This is a genomic window from Paenibacillus sp. FSL L8-0494 (assembly GCF_038003695.1).
Classification (GTDB): Bacteria; Bacillota; Bacilli; order Paenibacillales; family Paenibacillaceae; genus Paenibacillus_AQ; species Paenibacillus_AQ odorifer.
In genome coordinates this window covers 3,645,808-3,662,123 of sequence record NZ_JBBOPQ010000001.1, presented here as the reverse complement: position 1 = coordinate 3,662,123, position 16,316 = coordinate 3,645,808, and the positions used below count along the sequence as shown (strand labels likewise).

Below are 16,316 nucleotides of genomic sequence, written 5' to 3'. Positions count from 1 at the left end.
AAGGGGATAATACCAAACAAGATCAACCTTTAGTTTTTATCTTAACCATTTTTTGAATCAATCGTGTATAAACCATCGGAATCTGAGAAGTGGCATTTGCAACAAGTTGATGTGTTTGGTCTATATTTACACTTCAACTTCTCCGATCATTTGCTGTTCGATTTGTTTCATCTCATAAAAATAGCCTTTTTGCCCCATCAACTCCGAATAGGACCCCGTTTCGACTACCCTGCCTTGGTCCATGACCACAATCTGGTCCATCTCTTCTAATCCGGTTAGCCGATGACAAATCAGGAGAAGCGTATCATTAGCCGCCTGTGCGTAGAGATGCTTCAATACGTGATGCTCTGTCACATAATCCAGCGATGAAGTTGGTTCGTCCAGAAGCCATACCCGTCCTTTGCGGAGCATCGCTCGCGCCATAGCCAACCTCTGCTTCTCGCCGTCTGACAGATTCTCCCCTTTTTCATACACCATATCGGTCAACGATGTATCGGGCAGCTGCATTTTAGCTAGCACATCCAACAATTGTTCGTCAGCGTGTTCTTCTCCATTTAGCAGCAGGTTGTCCCGAATCGTTCCCCGGAAGAAATGATTTTGCTGAAATACCACATTAGCCGTTTGCCAAATGCTCGTCTCGTCCAGTTCCTTCACCGAAATACCGTTTAATCGTATCTCGCCAGTCGTTGATGTTCGCAGTTTGAGCAGCAATTCGATAATTGTTGATTTTCCTGACCCACTCGGCCCGACTATTGCCGTTTTGGAGCCAGGTAAAATGTGCAGGGACATATCCCTGAGTGCCGGTCTCCACTCCCCTTCATATTGAAATGTAACATTGGATAGTTCCATCGTAACAGCATGATTAACAGGCAATGTGCCACTTGGTTGCGAAGACTGCTCATCAAAAGTCTGAACTGTTTCCGTCAGTCGTTTGGCTGCGTGTTCGCTATCCTCTTTATACGCGGGTAATGTGGCCATAGCCGCCGCTTCTTCAAATACAGTTTGTGATGCCATAACCAACATGGCAAGAAATACGCCTGCAAGCGCTCCTTCCATAATTAAATAGGCGCCGAGCGTCAGCACTCCCCAGGAAACGAGAAATGTAACAAAAGTATGCATCGATTGCCCGCGCAGCAAGTGCCCGGCTGCTCGTTGCTGTTCAGTTGCCAATACAGCGGAAGCATGCTGAAGCTGCTCCTCCCGCTGTGCCAATTGACCATATACTTTCAAATCCCGGAAACCGTACAACACTTCGGTAACTTCCGTGGACAGCTGCGCCCTCTGCTCACGAACGCGTCCATGTGTTCTCCGCTGCCCGAGTAACACAATTCCCGGTACAACGAATGCCGTTACCAGCATACCTATTACAAACAAAACGGCAATCCAGATCGAAAAGGTAGAAGTAAACAGCACCGTAGCCAAAAATACCATGACGACCATGATCGGAGGATAAGCGACTCGCAAAAAATAATTTTGCAAACTTTCCACATCCCCAACGATCCGCGCAAGCAGATCCCCGCTTCGATTTTTGTTCAATATACCAGGCGTTAAAGGAATAAGCTTGGCGAAAAAGGATGTACGTAAACGGCTAAGCATGGAGAAAGTCGCCCGGTGAGAATACAAGCGTTCTCCATAACGACTCGCCGCCCGAAGCAGACCCAGCAGTTTGACCATGGAGGTGAGTACAATTAAAGTATAAAGCGGTGGCGCAAATACCGTTTGTGAAATCAGATACCCGCTCGCAGAAAAGAGTGCCACACCGGCTATGCCGGCAATAAATCCACCCAAAATCGAAAGAATGATATCCTTGCGCTCCTGAATCATCGCCTTTGACAGAACAGCCAGTTCATTCATGAGGATATCCCCCCTTTCCGCTCTACATCAATCATCTCGGCATACTGAGGCAGGCGCTCCAGAAGCTCGTCATGTCGTCCCGAGTCCACCAACACTCCATTGTCCATAAACAAAATCTTGTCGGCTTGTTGAATCGTATATAATCGGTGAGCCACCGTAATCATCGTAGCCGTTTTTGCCAGTTTGGCTATGGAGCGTTGCAGTACCCGCTCGGTGTGCAAATCCAGTCCAACTGTGGGTTCATCAAACAAAATGATAGCAGGACGCTTCAAAAAAGCGCGTGCTAAGGCAAGCCGCTGCTTTTCCCCACCAGACAGTCCCCGGCCTCCTTCACCAACAAAGGTATCAAATCCATGCTCTAATTGGGCTGTAAGCGCAGCGAGTCCGGCTTCCTCCCCCGCCCGCTCAATTTCAGCTCTGGAGATGTTTCCACCAGCACCAATCGCAATATTTTCAGAAAATGTGCCTGCAAAAATATACGGATGCTGTGTAATGTAGCTAACATGTTCGAACCATTCGGTTTCATCGTATTGCGAGAGTGGACTTCCATTCACCAGAAGCGTACCCGATTCTGGTTTCAGCAGACCGGCAATGAGATGTAGCAAAGTCGTTTTGCCGGAACCGCTTTTGCCAACAATCGCAATGTGTTCTCCTGGACTAAGCTTGATCCGCCCCGTCTTAAGCTCGAAAGAATCTGGAGCATACTGAAACCGAAGTTGGTCAATTACGATAGACGGTGGTATTAAAAGGTCTCCGGAATGGGCAAGTTCCAGTTTGCTTATTCTGTCGGTCCTATCCCCGACCTTATCTATGCTGTCGATCTCGTCGATTCCATCGGTTGTTAATGCTCCTTCAATGCCATTAGCGTCCCTGCTCTCCCCTGCCGTTTCCTCAAGCATCTGTTCCACCTTACGAACCGCACCCATACTTGTCCGGCCGCTGTGAAAGGCTGTTCCCGTATTCTTTAACAGGTTGTAAAACTCGGGAACGAGCAGCAAAACGAAAAAGGCAGTGTGGAACGTCATAGCTTTGAAAACAAGCAACTGGATGGCCAGTTCGAGAGCCACAATACCAATGCTTAGCATCACGATTGATTCCAGCATGAAGGTATTCGTAAACGCAATCTTCAGAATACCCATCGTGGCATCACGATAACCCAAGCTACTGCGTTCAATCTCCTGTTGCTGACGGTGAGCCCGTCCGAATATTTTCAATGTCACCAGTCCTTGAAGAGAGTCCAGAAACGTCCCTGAAAACTCAGCGAGTTGCGCATATTTTTCTTGGGATTTGTTCTTCGTTTTCAGCCCTACCAAAATCATGAACAGCGGGATGAACGGAGCAGTAAACAATAGAATGAACCCCGTGTTGGCATGTTGGATAAATGTAACGACCAAAATCAGAACCGGGATGATAGCAGCTTCCATCATACGCGGCATGTATTGACTGAAATAACTATCAGCCTCATCCACAGCATCCAGAGCAATACTGACCTTCCCTCCCGTCTGTCCACTAAGGGTTGAAGGCATGGAAGCATGGGTCAAGTTTTGCAGCACGGCTGCGCGCATATTTGTCTTGGCAGCAGCTGCCATGTGCAAGCCAACTATACCGTTTCCATAGGACAATAGTGTGCGTACAGCCATAATAGCCAGAAGTATACCGAGCAACAGGATAACCGATGAAAATGAAGCTCTCTCCACAAAAATCCGTTGGACTGCTTCAGCAAGCAGTCCAGCCTGACTCACAATAGCTATACCAAGCCCGAGCGAAATGATTGCGAGGAGAGCCATGTTTTTCCTTTGTGAAGACATTTGTTGAGAAATCAGACTGGATTTCCTCTTCACAGATCACACCTCCTTTATATATAGGCTTGTAGGGAAACCTCAAACATGCCGTAATGGATTAATCAGCTTTATTTTTTCCCTTTTACATAATCCGCATCAAACAGGAAGAGTCTGAAGACCAGAATAAGGGATGGGATCAACAGGCATAGACCGCCGATAAACACAATAACTAACGCTAAGCCCATTGCTGGTGAAGTTGCACTGCTCTGAATCGTGATATACGGATCAAGAATATAAGGGTATTGCCCAATCCCATAAGCGAAAAAGGCACAGAAAAATTGCAACATGACGCATATAAAAGCTAATCCGTAACGGCGTCCGTTATATAACAGCCACATCGCGATCATGAAGAAAGCAACGGAAAGTGCCAGCAACCACCATAAATCCATCATATTTTGAAAATGCCGCTCATTGTGTTGACCCAAATAGATAAATGCTGTAAGTGCGAGGATTATCGTCGGTGTGCTCCAAAACAGGGCGTAGTTGCGCATCAGCTTCAACGCGGAATGATCCTCTGCCCGAGAAGCGTAAAATGTCAGAAATGAGCCGCTAATGAACAAAACGGACACAATTGCCAGTCCAACGATACTCCACGATAACGGATTGGTAAACAGCGCCCAGTAATCCAGAGAAACCGTCTCCCCCTGCTTCACGATAAAGCCGCCTTCAGACAAAGTTAGCGCCACTGACAACGATGCTGGAATAAGCAAACCTGTAGCTCCGTACAAAAAAAGATATACTATGTTTTTCTTGGAACCGTAATTTTCAAAAGCATAGAATGAACCGCGAATCGCAAGAAGAATCACTGCAATGCTTCCCGGAACAAGTAACGCAGAGCCATAATAATAGGCTGTGTCCGGAAAAAAACCGACGATGCCAATGTAGAAAAAGATAAAAAATACATTTGTAATTTCCCAAACGGGTGATAAATAACGCGAAATCAGACGATTAATGAGGTGATCCTGCTTCGTTAAACGGGCATAAAAGGCGAAGAAGCCCGCTCCGAAATCAATGGAAGCTATAATTAAATAGCCGTACAAAAACAGCCAGAGCACCGAGATGCCAATCAATTCGTAACTCATCATTCAGTGCCCCCCTTTTCCGTAGATTGATTAGGATGATCCTTCATCCATTTCTCCATCTCAGCTTCTGCCGGATTATTGTTGAACAAACGTCTTAGCACGATTACACACATACTGCCGAGAACGATGTACAAGAGCAATAAGGCGAAGAATATAATTCTTACATTCGGTGAAGACGTGGCCGCCTCCTCAACACGCATATATCCACGGATAATCCACGGCTGTCGGCCAACCTCTGCATAAAACCAGCCCAGCTCAACAGCCAGAAAAGCGAGGGGGGCGCTCAGTGCGATGATGCGAAGCATCCACTTGTTAAGATCATTACGCTTTTTCCAGAACACAAACAGAAAATATAGGAACGAAATCGCGAGCAAAGTAAATCCGATTCCGACCATTAAATCAAACAGATAATGAACGAGAAGTGGTGGCCATTCTTCCTTGGGGAATTCCTCGAGCCCCGTCACCTCTGCATTAAAGTTTCCAAAGGCCAGGAAGCTGAGCAGCTTCGGAAGATGAAGAGCCCCTAGAACTTCATGCTCTGTATTCAGCCATCCCAATAGAACCAAATCCACCCTGCTACTCGTCTCAAAATGCCACTCTGCCGCTGCAAGCTTCTCTGGTTGATGCTCGGCCAAAAACTTGGCGGACACATCACCGGCTAACGTGTTCAGCAAACCGAATAGTAAAACGACCGCCATCATGAGATTTAAAGATTTTTTGTGGTATGCGGACACACCTTTTCTCAGCATCGCGAAGGCTGCAATCCCGGCTAACAAGGCAGCTCCTGTTAAATAGGCCGAGCTTAATACATGGAACACTTTGGAGAACGTCGCCGTATTCAGCATCGCTTGCACCGGGTTAATCGCTGTGAATTGGCCTGCTTCCATGACAAAGCCTTCAGGCTGGTTCATGAATCCGTTCACCGTCGTAATAAAAACGGCAGACATGCCTGCCCCGGCGACAATCGGTATCGTCAGCAGCCAATGGGTATATGGATTTTTGAACCGATCCCACGTATACAAATAAATGCCCAGGAAGATAGCCTCGAAAAAGAACGCGAACACCTCCATGAATAACGGAAGTGCAATGACATTCCCAGCCAGTTTCATAAAATTCGGCCATACCAGGGCCAGCTGTAGTGAAATCGCTGTACCGGTCACAACACCAACCGCCACAGAAATGACAAATCCTCGAGACCACCTCTTTGCCATAAGTGTATAATGGGGGTCTTTCTTCCGGATCCCGATGAACTCTGCTATAGCGATCATTAGCGGTATACCGACGCCAATCGTCGCAAAAATAACGTGGAACCCGAGAGTCAAGCCTGTCACTAGCCTGCTCCATAGCACCGTATCAATTGCCATTCTTTACTGCTCCCTTCAAAACTCTGTTCATTTTTCGTCTTAAGTTGATACTTATGATTAGGCCCGCTAACTGTAGGCTGCATTCAATATCAGGTTTAGCAAGGCTCAGCGACATCGTTTCCTGTTCGTTTTAGTATGACATTCCTCGTTCTTTGCTATGTAAAAAGAGAAATATTTCACAAAGCAAGAGTTGGCGAACCTGATTTACCTGTTACTGAGCAGTCAAATTAATAACGTGGCCTAATAATTAAAGTTATCTTATCTTAAATTTTAAGTATTTCAATCATCGACATCTCTTAATCCCTAAACGTTCAAGAAAGGGACAAATCTTTCTAACAACTCAGTGAATAACACAAAAAGCACCCGAAGGAGCTATTGATTGATTAGCGTATATGTGATGTCACAAGTTTCCTCCTACTTCGATGCTAACAAAAAAACGAAATTTTCTCATTTTAAGCCGTAATATACCCCCTTTTTGCAACAAAAAAACACTGACTTAAATCATCAGTGTTTTTGAATTCAAGCTAATTTCATCTTCGTCATGACAAATCTTGAACTGCCACCATCATTTAGTACGACCGTAGAAAAAAGAATACCCATCTGACTTCCCGAGTTTAGTCGTCTCCGTTCCGTCCACTAGCTTGACCGCTTTCAGCAACGATACAATTTGCGTATGCATTAGCTTTGCATCAAATTTGTCCATCTCTCTGTTGTCACTATCCACGAGCAGATAGTCGGGCATTGGAATGAATCCAATCACCGGTATCCCTGCTTCAAATAAGGGCTGACTCTCTCCAAACTCAAACTTGTTATGTCCACGCAATAATACAGTACGTGTGCTATCTGTCTTTTCAATAGCCTTCAGCCAAATGGCTGCCATCATTTCATTGCCTGCATACGTATATTCTGTACTTATTTGTCCAGTTGGACCATAATGACCCGTATCATCGTCCTTCCACTCCATGCTGCCTAAATGCTCAACCGTAATTCCAGCTACAGCTTTTAAATGACCATTCTTGCCATCCCACAGCTCTCGATGCCCCTCCATCCAGGTGGAAGTTGCCTGAGAGGACCCTTTGAACTCCGGTAATCTAAAATGTCCTGTCACAAAAGCGAAAATCATCGTACGTTCCGGCTGCTCCTGCTGTAAGTAACGAATCATAGACAGCATGCCCACAGCGCCATTCTCCTCCACTACATTTATCCCATCCGTATGGGTATTTACGATAATCGCTTCGTCTTTATTCTTACCGTCAATTTTCACATAAAAGGATTCTGTTGGGGCATCTTTTTGAATTTCCGCTTCTAAAATAACCGTACCTTCTTTATGCTCCTGAGCTGCGCTGATCACCTTTTTCCCTTCCGTTTCATTAACCCAGATTGCAGGGATTCCTGCATAATCGGTGGTAAAAGGCACATATTGCTCTTCAACCTTATCGTCAGATACCCCTTTCCAGACTAAAACAACAGCTTTTACGCCCATTTCCGTCGCTTGCTCCAATTTAGCTTCTTTTAAAGCTGTAGTGAGGACCAGATCGCCTTCATTTGGGGCAATTTGGTTGTCCATTGGAGATGAAGCCCGCATATTCATAACGATCCCACTTGGAAAATTTCTAAAATTCTCAATTTCAATGACAGCAATTTTTCCACTGGCCTGGCCATATTCACCACGCTTCGTATACACACACCAGCTCCCCTGTCACACCTTTTTCGTCAGTTTCCCCGGAATAGGGAAAAGCTGAAGAGACATGAATTGCCTGGTGATCAATCATTAAAGCACTGTTCTTTTCTTCCCATCGGTCAAAAGTATAGCGATCACGATATACTTGCAGCCCCATATCCGTTACCTGCTGCTCCAGCCAAGCAATAAACTGATTGTGACCCTCAGAGCCGGTTGTACGGCTTCCAAAAGAATTCATTACTTCAATATCTTTCAGCATCATTGCTGCAGAATCCAATTTACGTTCATCGATCGTCATAGCCGCATCAGCTGATAATGCCACAGGTGTTGTAATAGGTTTTGCATAGATTCCAATCCCCCAAAGTGCAGTAACGATAAGTGCAGTAATGCTGAATAACACTTTACGAACGGCTAGAAACGGAGTGACTCTTCTGCTCCCCGATTGCCCAAAGAGTCCTCTACATATGCCCGCTACGATCAGCAGCAGGATAGAAAGCGCAAGCAGCCAAAATTCTCTTGTTAGTAAGAATAGCCCTTCTGCCACCATCACACTAATAAAAACCACATGTACCTTCTCACGTTTCTTTAAAAGTAAAAAAGAGATGCCTAATTCTGCTAACAAAAAGATAATGGTCACGATCGAGATTACCGTTTCTTTGCCAATGAATACCGTAGCACAGAGTGCTAGGATCAAAAGCAGGACCGCTGACAATCGTCTATATAAGATTTCTAACATGACGCCCTCCCATTTTAACTAACGATTATTTTGACATTACATTTGTAATGCCTTATGGTTTTAGCATATTGAAAAGACTCATGAAAAACAATGAAACGAACATCAGAATGTACAAACGGAGGGGAAATGTCATCTCAAATCATGAATTATACAGTCCAAATACCTCTCAGCATCGTTCCAATAAAGAAACTAACCGTTTGACAAGAGAAGCCATCTGCACGGCATTAGTCTTCTTGATCCAGGAACAGTCTTTTAGTAAAATCACCATCACCGATATTGTGAAGCGCGCAGGGGTTTCTCGAACGGCCTATTACAACAACTATTCCTCCAAGCAAGAGATCCTGGTGGATTTGGTCGATTCGCTTATTTTCGAAATTAATCAAAAACTCTTACCTTACACCAATGAATTAACAGGCAAAGCTAAAGAACCTCAAAAATTTATCAAAGTGCTTTTCGAAGTTATTTTTCAGCAGCGGAACATCTACAAAGCACTGCAAAGCGCAAAGTTTGATGATGTAATTCTGGATTGCTTGAATGAAATGATGCTTTCTACTGCTCATGACAAAAGCGATGAGAATGTGTACCGAATATACTTTAAAGCGGGAGCCCTCTATAATGTTCTCCTTAAATGGATACAATCAGACTTTGCAAAATCCATTGACGAAATGACCAAAATTTGTCTTGAGGTATACCATACTCCAATGTCCCAGGAATAAGGTTTAAAAATCGTGTTTATAAATGAAAAAACAAAGAAACCACGGAACCAAGTTCGGCTCCGCAGTTTAATTATCAACCCTACTATTGAATTTGAATTTGTTTCATATACTCTTTGAATGCCTCAGCGATTTCTTTATATTTTGTATGATGCAGATAATGTGAACCTTCCATTGGGATCATTTTGCCCTGTGCGGATTGTTTGACTTGCTCCTCATGCAGTGGAATCCACTGTTTATTGTGCTCGTTATTCGATTGAACGAAGAGAAGCAACGGCAAGTCATTTGGCATTGTGATTTTTTCTCCATTTTTGAAATTGGAACCGAGGTGGCTCAGTTCATTCATCAATGTTGGGTTGGTCGCGACTTGATTTGATATCAAACGCATCTGTTCTTTGGTATGCTCATCGAATGCAAGCGATTCATACGGATCTCCGCTCACTTTTTGGACCAATCTCATTAGCCCTGATTTTTGAAGAAACTGCATGGCTTTCAAAGGTAGTTTGACATCCATTCCGGGTTGATTGGGAACGCTGCTATCGATGCCGACAAAAGCAAGAACTTCATCCGGATAAGTATTCACATAGGTCGCTCCGTATAGTCCCGCGATGGAATGTCCCATTAGAATGTAACGGTCTACACCCAGTTGCTGCAAAGCTTCGTGAACCTCACTTACTATATTCTCAGTCGTTCTTTCCTTCTCGGTTTCATCGCTCAAACCATAACCGAAAGGCTCGACCACCACGACTTTGTAATTAGGGGTAATCTCATCGATCAGCAATTTGAAATCAAGTGCAGGTGTCGGGGTTCCTTGTCCTGGTAGGAGTACAACCGTTTGTTCTCCGCTGCCTTGAATAAGCACATTCATCTTTTTCCCATCCACATTGACATACTGGCCATACGATTCGATTTTCTTTTTCTCTACCCCGTCGCTGATTGCATCAACGATAAAAACGATGCCCATGAACAACACTAGCGCCCCTACAATACCTCCGATTATTTTTAACCATAGGTTCCGTTTCTTGTGGCTCTTAGTCCCAGTTGTTTTTATTTCCACCTTATTTGCCACGTTGATCTCTTCCCTTCCTTGTCCCTGTATCTGAAGTGCCGCCTTGACGACATATTCAAAGTGTAATCAATCAAGATGTACTCTTCGTGACGACAATATGAACGGAATATGAACAAGCCAAAAAAGAGGTTTTAGATCAACATCAAATCGGAAATGAAATAATGTTCTTGTCCTTTACTCAAAAAGCAGCGCCTCTCATTTAGAGGATCGCTGCTTTTTATTGTTACTTCATTTAATTATGTGTAGGTTCTCACTATTATATTATTTTTCAGCACAAATCATGAACATCGGTGTTGACCGGTTTAAGACTTGCTGTTTCTCATCCAGTACTTTGGCGTTCAAATTCTCTTCAGCAAAAATAGTGGTGAATCCTTCTTCCTTGAGAGTCCGTATATCCCATTCGGGACGCCACTCTCTGGTCAGTGGCAATACAAGACTCAGACGGTCTGTCTCCTCTATGTCCTTATGATGCGGGAGCTCACCAAAGCCCTTATCTACATAGACTTTCTGATCCTCTACTCGCTTTTGCTGCATCTCTTCGTCCCAGAGATGGCGATTCCAGTTGGCATCAAAAACCAGTAGCCGTCCCCCAGGCTTAAGTACTCTTTTCCACTCTTTGTAAGCTGACTGCGGATCGGTAAGGCTCCAGGTAACATTGCGGCACACGATCAGATCGAAATTCTCCGCAGCAAAGTCAAGCTTGTGCGAATCCATCTTGCGGAAAGTAACGGTGACACCTTCCCGACTGGAGTGGGAACGTGCTTCTTCCAGCATATTGTCGGTACAATCGATCGCAGTAACCAGATGCCCGGCACTTGAGAGAATCACAGAGAAGAAGCCAGGCCCGCAGCCAATATCTAGAACCTGCAATCTTTCCTTCTGTGGTGCGTTAGCGAGGATAAGCTTCAGCCAGGCCTCCCGCTGGAATCCGTTCAGTTCCTTCTGAATGCCTTCGCTGTACAGCTAGGCTTCGCCTTCCCAATACATTTCCACCTCTTGTTGTGTACCCATTTATCATTCACCCTTCTTGGCAAGTATCATGAACCGGTTTACATTCTGGTAACCGTATTTCAAAAAATCGAGCGGCATCTCACGGGCAGAGATAAAGTTCCGGTGAACATCTATGCTGCGGAACCCGGCCTGTTTCAGCGCTTTCCCGTCAGCTTCAGGCCGTTGTACATTAACAAATGGCAACTCGCTTAGCAGGTTTTTATCTTGACTGCTTCGCTGGCGGATTCTTTGTTCTGTGAGAAGAATCAGTGTCCAGGACAAGGCATACCAAAGTCTATGGAATACAGTCTTGCTCTCTTTATATAAATAGTTGCCGTCAAAAATAATCAGAGTCCCGCCCGGTTTTAGAATCCGATGCCATTCAGCATAAGCCCTCTGTGGATCAGGCAGCGTCCATACTACATCCCTGCAGACCACTGCATCAAAGCTATTCTCTAGCTCCATATGCAAGTCGGCAGCATCAGCGACATAAGCTGGAACTTTGTATCCATAACTCTCAAAATTTCGTGAAGCTCTATCTATCATTCCCTGAGAGGCATCCACCGCTGTAGGCAGATGACCCATCTGTGATAAGAGTATGGAGAAAAAGCCAGGTCCTGTTCCCACATCCAGCACCTTTTGCTGGGGAGTTGTTCCCAACCCTTTAATAAGCAGCTGTTTCCAGAGGTTTATAGTTTTTTTACTGCGGAATTGAGTCTGTATGACTTTGTCATAACTCTCCGAGCTTGATGTCCAGTATTTCGAAATCTCTTTTAACATCATTTTTCTCCTATGTCGAGTAGATTCCAGAAGACCGGCATAAAGGTGGAGTACCCCGGTTTAAATCCAGTCACTCTATTATTAACTGCCAAGATATCGTCAGGGAAATAAATAGCTGCAAACATAGCCTCCTGATACAATTTGGAAAAAATGGAGTCATATGCGGTCTGACGTTCCTGAATATCGGTTGTTCCTACTGCTGTGTCAATTTGAGATTCTAGTGCAGGATCAGACCATACCACAGCAGATGCATCAGCTGTTTTATGAAATAAGGAGAGCAAGAATGCATGCGGATTATAGGCATCGTCATAAGTCCGGTACATAATTAGATCAGAGGCTTTGCTTGTCCATAAGGCATCGTAATAGGCATTCGGCTCAAGAACCTGAAGATTCACTCTAATGCCAATCTCCTTTAACTCAGACTGAACCAGTTCACTGATGGACTTCCATTCGGGATATTCAGCCTGCTGCAGCACGAAATTAAGCTCAAGCTGCGCTCCGTCCTTCTGTACCATTCCATCTCCGTCCGAATCCGTGTAACCGGCAGTTGCTAGCAGCTGCTTCGCTTCCAGCGGATCGAAGCCGTACCAGGTATTATTGGATTCCGTCACATAAGGAACCGTCAACGGAAACAGACCTTGGGCTTCACTGCCGATACCGTCCATAAGATCATCGACAATGCTTTTTTTATTAATTGCCAAATTGATAGCTTTGCGCACATTCAGATCTTGAAGTGCGGGCGTTTTGTAGTTAAAGATCAAGAAATGAGAGTTTGTTCCTTGTGATTTTTGCAAGGTCAGTGAAGAATCCGCTTCAATCACTGGCACGCTTTCGACTGGAATCTTTCCCATTTGTCCCCCGGCAATGTCAACATCTCCAGCTTGCAGCGCTAGTACTCTGGACTGTGGATCAGGGATTACCTTTAAAATAATTTTCGACAGCTTCGGCATTTCTCCCCAATAATTCGGATTTCTGACGAGTACGGCTTCCTGATCTGTTTTGTAGCTCTCAGCCATCCATGCGCCAGTTCCAATCGCTTTGATGAATTTACCCGTAATATCTCCTGCGGGTTCCACAGCGGAAGGGCTGATAATTCGGACCGGTCTTGCAAAGGATAACTCGGTTAAGAAGGGATAATACGCTTTGTTGAATGTCATTGTAATCGTATGTTCGTCCACAACAACAAGGGATTGCATCGCAGTTGCCACATTTAACGAATTGGCTGGATCCTTAATCCATCGTTCGAAGGAGAATTTAACCGCGTCGGCATTGAACTCCGTACCGTCAGAGAATTTGACGTCATGGCGAAGATGGAACGTATATACTTTCCCATCTTCTGAAATATCCCAAGACTCCGCAAGCGACGGCAGTATTTCGCCTTTTTCACCATACTCCACTAACCCCTCATATATCATCGCGTGCACATTCATCGAACCATCATAGGCACCGGCATCCAATCGGTCTATACCGGCATCGGACGATATAGCAACAGTGACTGTCTTGTCCTGAGCTTCAGATCCTTGTGCAGCTTCATTATTGGCGGTATTATTGGCTCTAGCCGTAGAATTGCTGTTATTACTGTTACCGCAACCTGATATCACCATAACTACCACAAGAAGCATAAAGAATAACGATTTTGATAATAGGCTTTTTGTCTTAAGGTTCGTTCTCATTCTTGGTACATCCTTTCTCTACTTAACATCATAGGAATGGCTGGGTTGCCACTCTGTGCCCAGTCTCTTCTTCCTTAAGCGGGGGTCCTGCACGGGTACCGAAGAGAGTAATGTTCTTGTATAAGGGTGGTCTGCTTGCTGCAACATAGTTGCACCTGATTGCTTCTCTACTATTTCCCCTTGACACATCACTGCCACACTGTCGCAAAAACGATTTACAACTGACAAGTCATGTGTAATGAATACATAGGATAATCCCAGCTCATGCTTCAACTCCTGCAGCAGACCCATCATTTGCTTTCGCAGGGTGACATCGAGACTCGAGAAAGGTTCATCACAGATAATCAGCTCCGGCCGCAAGGAGATCGCTCGTGCAATTCCGACCCTTTGCTGCTGTCCGCCGCTGAGTTCATGCGGATAGCGGTGAATATGCCGCCGTTCAAGTCCCACAAGCTCAAGTGTGTCTGCTACCGTGGCCCTGCGGGCTCCAGCCTTCCTCTCTCCATAGTTTCGAAGAGGCTCCCCGATAATCTGCTCTACCGTAAACAACGGATTAAATGAAGCCAGACTGTTCTGAAACACCATCTGCATCTTCCTGCGGATCATGCGCATTTCGCTGAAGCTCCAGTCCGTATAATCCTCGTTCCGGTACATAACTCTTCCGGAGGATGGTTTCTCCAGTCCCAGCAGAAGTCTGGCCAAAGTGCTCTTACCACAGCCACTTTCCCCCACTAATCCAAGGGTTTCGCCGCTCTCCAGACTGAGAGACAGGTTGTTGACGGCATGAACACTTCTGGCATTACGTGTGAACCACCCCCTTTCCATCCCATATTTCTTGTTCAGGCTTACCGCTTCCAATAACTTCAAGATCACCACGTCCCTGAAAAATGTAATATTACCGTTGTTATCTGCACTCCATTAAGTATTTAGTATAGGGATGCACGGGATTAGAAAAGAGTTCAAACACATTGCCTGATTCCACGATCTTCCCGGACTTCATCACATATACATAATCTGCAAGCTCCGCAACAACGCCTAGATCATGGGTAATTAATAGGATGCCGACATTGTTCGTCCATCTGATTCGGTCCAGCTCTTTAAGAATCTGGGCTTGAATGGTTACATCCAATGCCGTTGTAGGCTCATCTGCAATTAATAATTTTGCACCGGATACCAGTGCGATGGCAATCATTACTCTTTGACACATACCACCGCTAATTTGAAAAGGATATTTATTGAAAAGTAAATCAGGATCGCTGAGCCCTGCTTGCTCCATCTGCTTCATGGCAAGTAATCTTGCTTCTTTTCCCGACACCCGCTTATGCAGTTTAATCGTCTCCGTGATCTGCCTGCCAATAGTAAGTACCGGATTCAGCGCGTTCATAGGATCTTGAAAGATTACGGCCATTTCTGTTCCCCGAAGTTTCCGTAACTGACGGCTGGAGCACTCACGAAGATTGTTACCCTTAAGCCAGATTTCTCCACTCTCAACTAAGCCTGGAGAATCTAATAATCCTAATATGGACATTGCCGTAACACTTTTACCGCTGCCGCTCTCACCTACAAGTGCGACAATCTGCCGGGATTTCACCTCGATACTGACATCATCAACTGCCGTAACTTTATAACTGCCTGTGTGAAAGCAGGTGCGTAAATGACTGACCTTCAGCAGTGGAGACTCTGCCATCATGTTCTGGCCCCCCACTTCACTGCAGAATCGAAAACACGCTCTGGTTGTCGCAAGCCATCTCCCAACAGATTAAAGCCCAGAACCGCCAGCATGATCATCATTCCCGGAAATAGCATCAACCGTGGCTCCGTTTGAATATAGGCACGGCTGTCGTTCAGCATTACTCCCCATTCCGGTGTAGGCGGCTGAGCTCCCAAACCCAGAAAGGACAAACCCGCAATGGAGAGCATAATCGTACCCACTTCCATAGAAGCAAGAACCAGAATAGGCCGGGCTGCGTTCAGCAGAATATGCCTGAAAATAATTTGTAAATGAGAAGTGCCTGACGCTTTGGCCGCTGTAATATATTCACTTTCCTTGATTTGAAGGACCATGCTGCGTATCACTCTGGCATACCCCGTCCACCAGACAGCAGCAAATGCGATTAGCAGATTCTTCATACTGGGACCTAGCATGGCTGTAATCGCAAGGGATAGGATTAAGCTGGGAAAGGCAAGCAATATATCTATGATCCGCATAATCAAATGATCGATCTTGCCGCCAGCGTAACCCGCCAGTAAACCAACAGGGATGCTAATCGCAAAAACAACGATCAACACCATAAACGAATAATTCAGGGAGGTTCGGGTCCCATAGATTAATCGGGATAAGACACAGCGTCCCAGATGATCCGTACCGAGCGGGTATTGCCAGGAAGGCATAGCCAGTTTGTGTTCCATGTGAATCTGCAGCGGATCGGAAGGTGAAAGCCATGGGGCAAAGAGTCCAACGCATATGAACAAAAGTACTATGCCCGCTCCTAACCTTGCTCCCTCATTCTTAATTAAGCTAATACGAAATATG

Annotated in this window: 14 protein-coding genes; 1 reads left to right on the top strand and 13 read right to left on the bottom strand. The window is 45.3% G+C overall.

Annotated elements, in window-relative coordinates; all coding sequences use genetic code 11:
• Positions 1 to 126: 126 nt before the first annotated feature.
• From cydC to NYE35_RS16640, 6 genes are all read right to left on the bottom strand, one after another.
• On the bottom strand, positions 127 to 1,854 hold the full coding sequence (cydC, locus tag NYE35_RS16665) for a thiol reductant ABC exporter subunit CydC (protein ID WP_341121693.1): 1,728 nt from the start codon (positions 1,852 to 1,854) through the stop codon (positions 127 to 129).
• Positions 1,851 to 3,695 carry a thiol reductant ABC exporter subunit CydD gene (cydD, locus tag NYE35_RS16660; protein ID WP_076273211.1) on the bottom strand — a complete coding sequence of 615 codons (1,845 nt, stop codon included), beginning with the start codon at positions 3,693 to 3,695 and terminating at the stop codon, positions 1,851 to 1,853. The genes cydC and cydD overlap by 4 nt, the downstream gene beginning before the upstream one ends.
• A gap of 68 nt (positions 3,696 to 3,763) precedes the next feature.
• Positions 3,764 to 4,780 carry a cytochrome d ubiquinol oxidase subunit II gene (locus NYE35_RS16655; protein ID WP_076143652.1) on the bottom strand — a complete coding sequence of 339 codons (1,017 nt, stop codon included), beginning with the start codon at positions 4,778 to 4,780 and terminating at the stop codon, positions 3,764 to 3,766.
• Positions 4,777 to 6,141, bottom strand: a complete 1,365-nt coding sequence (locus NYE35_RS16650) for a cytochrome ubiquinol oxidase subunit I (RefSeq protein ID WP_341121691.1) — start codon at positions 6,139 to 6,141, stop codon at positions 4,777 to 4,779. Before NYE35_RS16650 ends, NYE35_RS16655 begins: the two co-directional genes overlap by 4 nt.
• A 565-nt stretch (positions 6,142 to 6,706) precedes the next feature.
• The gene (locus tag NYE35_RS16645) at positions 6,707 to 7,825 is read right to left on the bottom strand and encodes a hypothetical protein (protein WP_076273209.1); all 1,119 of its coding nucleotides are present in this window, start codon (positions 7,823 to 7,825) and stop codon (positions 6,707 to 6,709) included.
• Positions 7,806 to 8,558: a hypothetical protein gene (locus tag NYE35_RS16640; RefSeq protein WP_076273208.1), complete on the bottom strand. Its 753-nt coding sequence runs from the start codon at positions 8,556 to 8,558 to the stop codon at positions 7,806 to 7,808. Before NYE35_RS16640 ends, NYE35_RS16645 begins: the two co-directional genes overlap by 20 nt.
• Before the next feature lie 80 nt (positions 8,559 to 8,638).
• Between NYE35_RS16640 and NYE35_RS16635 the strand changes: the two genes are divergently transcribed.
• Positions 8,639 to 9,274, top strand: coding sequence for a TetR/AcrR family transcriptional regulator (locus tag NYE35_RS16635; protein ID WP_326047185.1), 636 nt, complete (start codon positions 8,639 to 8,641; stop codon positions 9,272 to 9,274).
• A gap of 82 nt (positions 9,275 to 9,356) precedes the next feature.
• On the opposite strand, the gene NYE35_RS16630 is transcribed toward NYE35_RS16635, so the two are convergent.
• The 7 genes from NYE35_RS16630 to nikC form a co-directional block, all read right to left on the bottom strand.
• Positions 9,357 to 10,340, bottom strand: coding sequence for an alpha/beta fold hydrolase (locus NYE35_RS16630; protein ID WP_038571303.1), 984 nt, complete (start codon positions 10,338 to 10,340; stop codon positions 9,357 to 9,359).
• Between the two features lie 261 nt (positions 10,341 to 10,601).
• Positions 10,602 to 11,276 (bottom strand): class I SAM-dependent methyltransferase, encoded by a 675-nt coding sequence (locus NYE35_RS16625; protein WP_256718566.1) that lies wholly within the window; start codon positions 11,274 to 11,276, stop codon positions 10,602 to 10,604.
• Positions 11,277 to 11,354: 78 nt separating this feature from the next.
• Positions 11,355 to 12,110, bottom strand: a complete 756-nt coding sequence (locus tag NYE35_RS16620) for a class I SAM-dependent methyltransferase (RefSeq protein ID WP_076273207.1) — start codon at positions 12,108 to 12,110, stop codon at positions 11,355 to 11,357.
• Positions 12,110 to 13,783 carry a nickel ABC transporter substrate-binding protein gene (locus NYE35_RS16615; protein WP_076273206.1) on the bottom strand — a complete coding sequence of 558 codons (1,674 nt, stop codon included), beginning with the start codon at positions 13,781 to 13,783 and terminating at the stop codon, positions 12,110 to 12,112. The genes NYE35_RS16620 and NYE35_RS16615 overlap by 1 nt, the downstream gene beginning before the upstream one ends.
• A gap of 18 nt (positions 13,784 to 13,801) precedes the next feature.
• Positions 13,802 to 14,650, bottom strand: coding sequence for an ATP-binding cassette domain-containing protein (locus NYE35_RS16610; protein WP_076273205.1), 849 nt, complete (start codon positions 14,648 to 14,650; stop codon positions 13,802 to 13,804).
• 37 nt (positions 14,651 to 14,687) lie between these two features.
• Complete coding sequence (locus NYE35_RS16605) at positions 14,688 to 15,473, bottom strand: ABC transporter ATP-binding protein (RefSeq protein ID WP_076273204.1); 786 nt, start codon at positions 15,471 to 15,473, stop codon at positions 14,688 to 14,690.
• Positions 15,470 to 16,306, bottom strand: coding sequence for a nickel transporter permease (nikC, locus tag NYE35_RS16600; protein ID WP_370511314.1), 837 nt, complete (start codon positions 16,304 to 16,306; stop codon positions 15,470 to 15,472). Before nikC ends, NYE35_RS16605 begins: the two co-directional genes overlap by 4 nt.
• Positions 16,307 to 16,316: the final 10 nt, after the last annotated feature.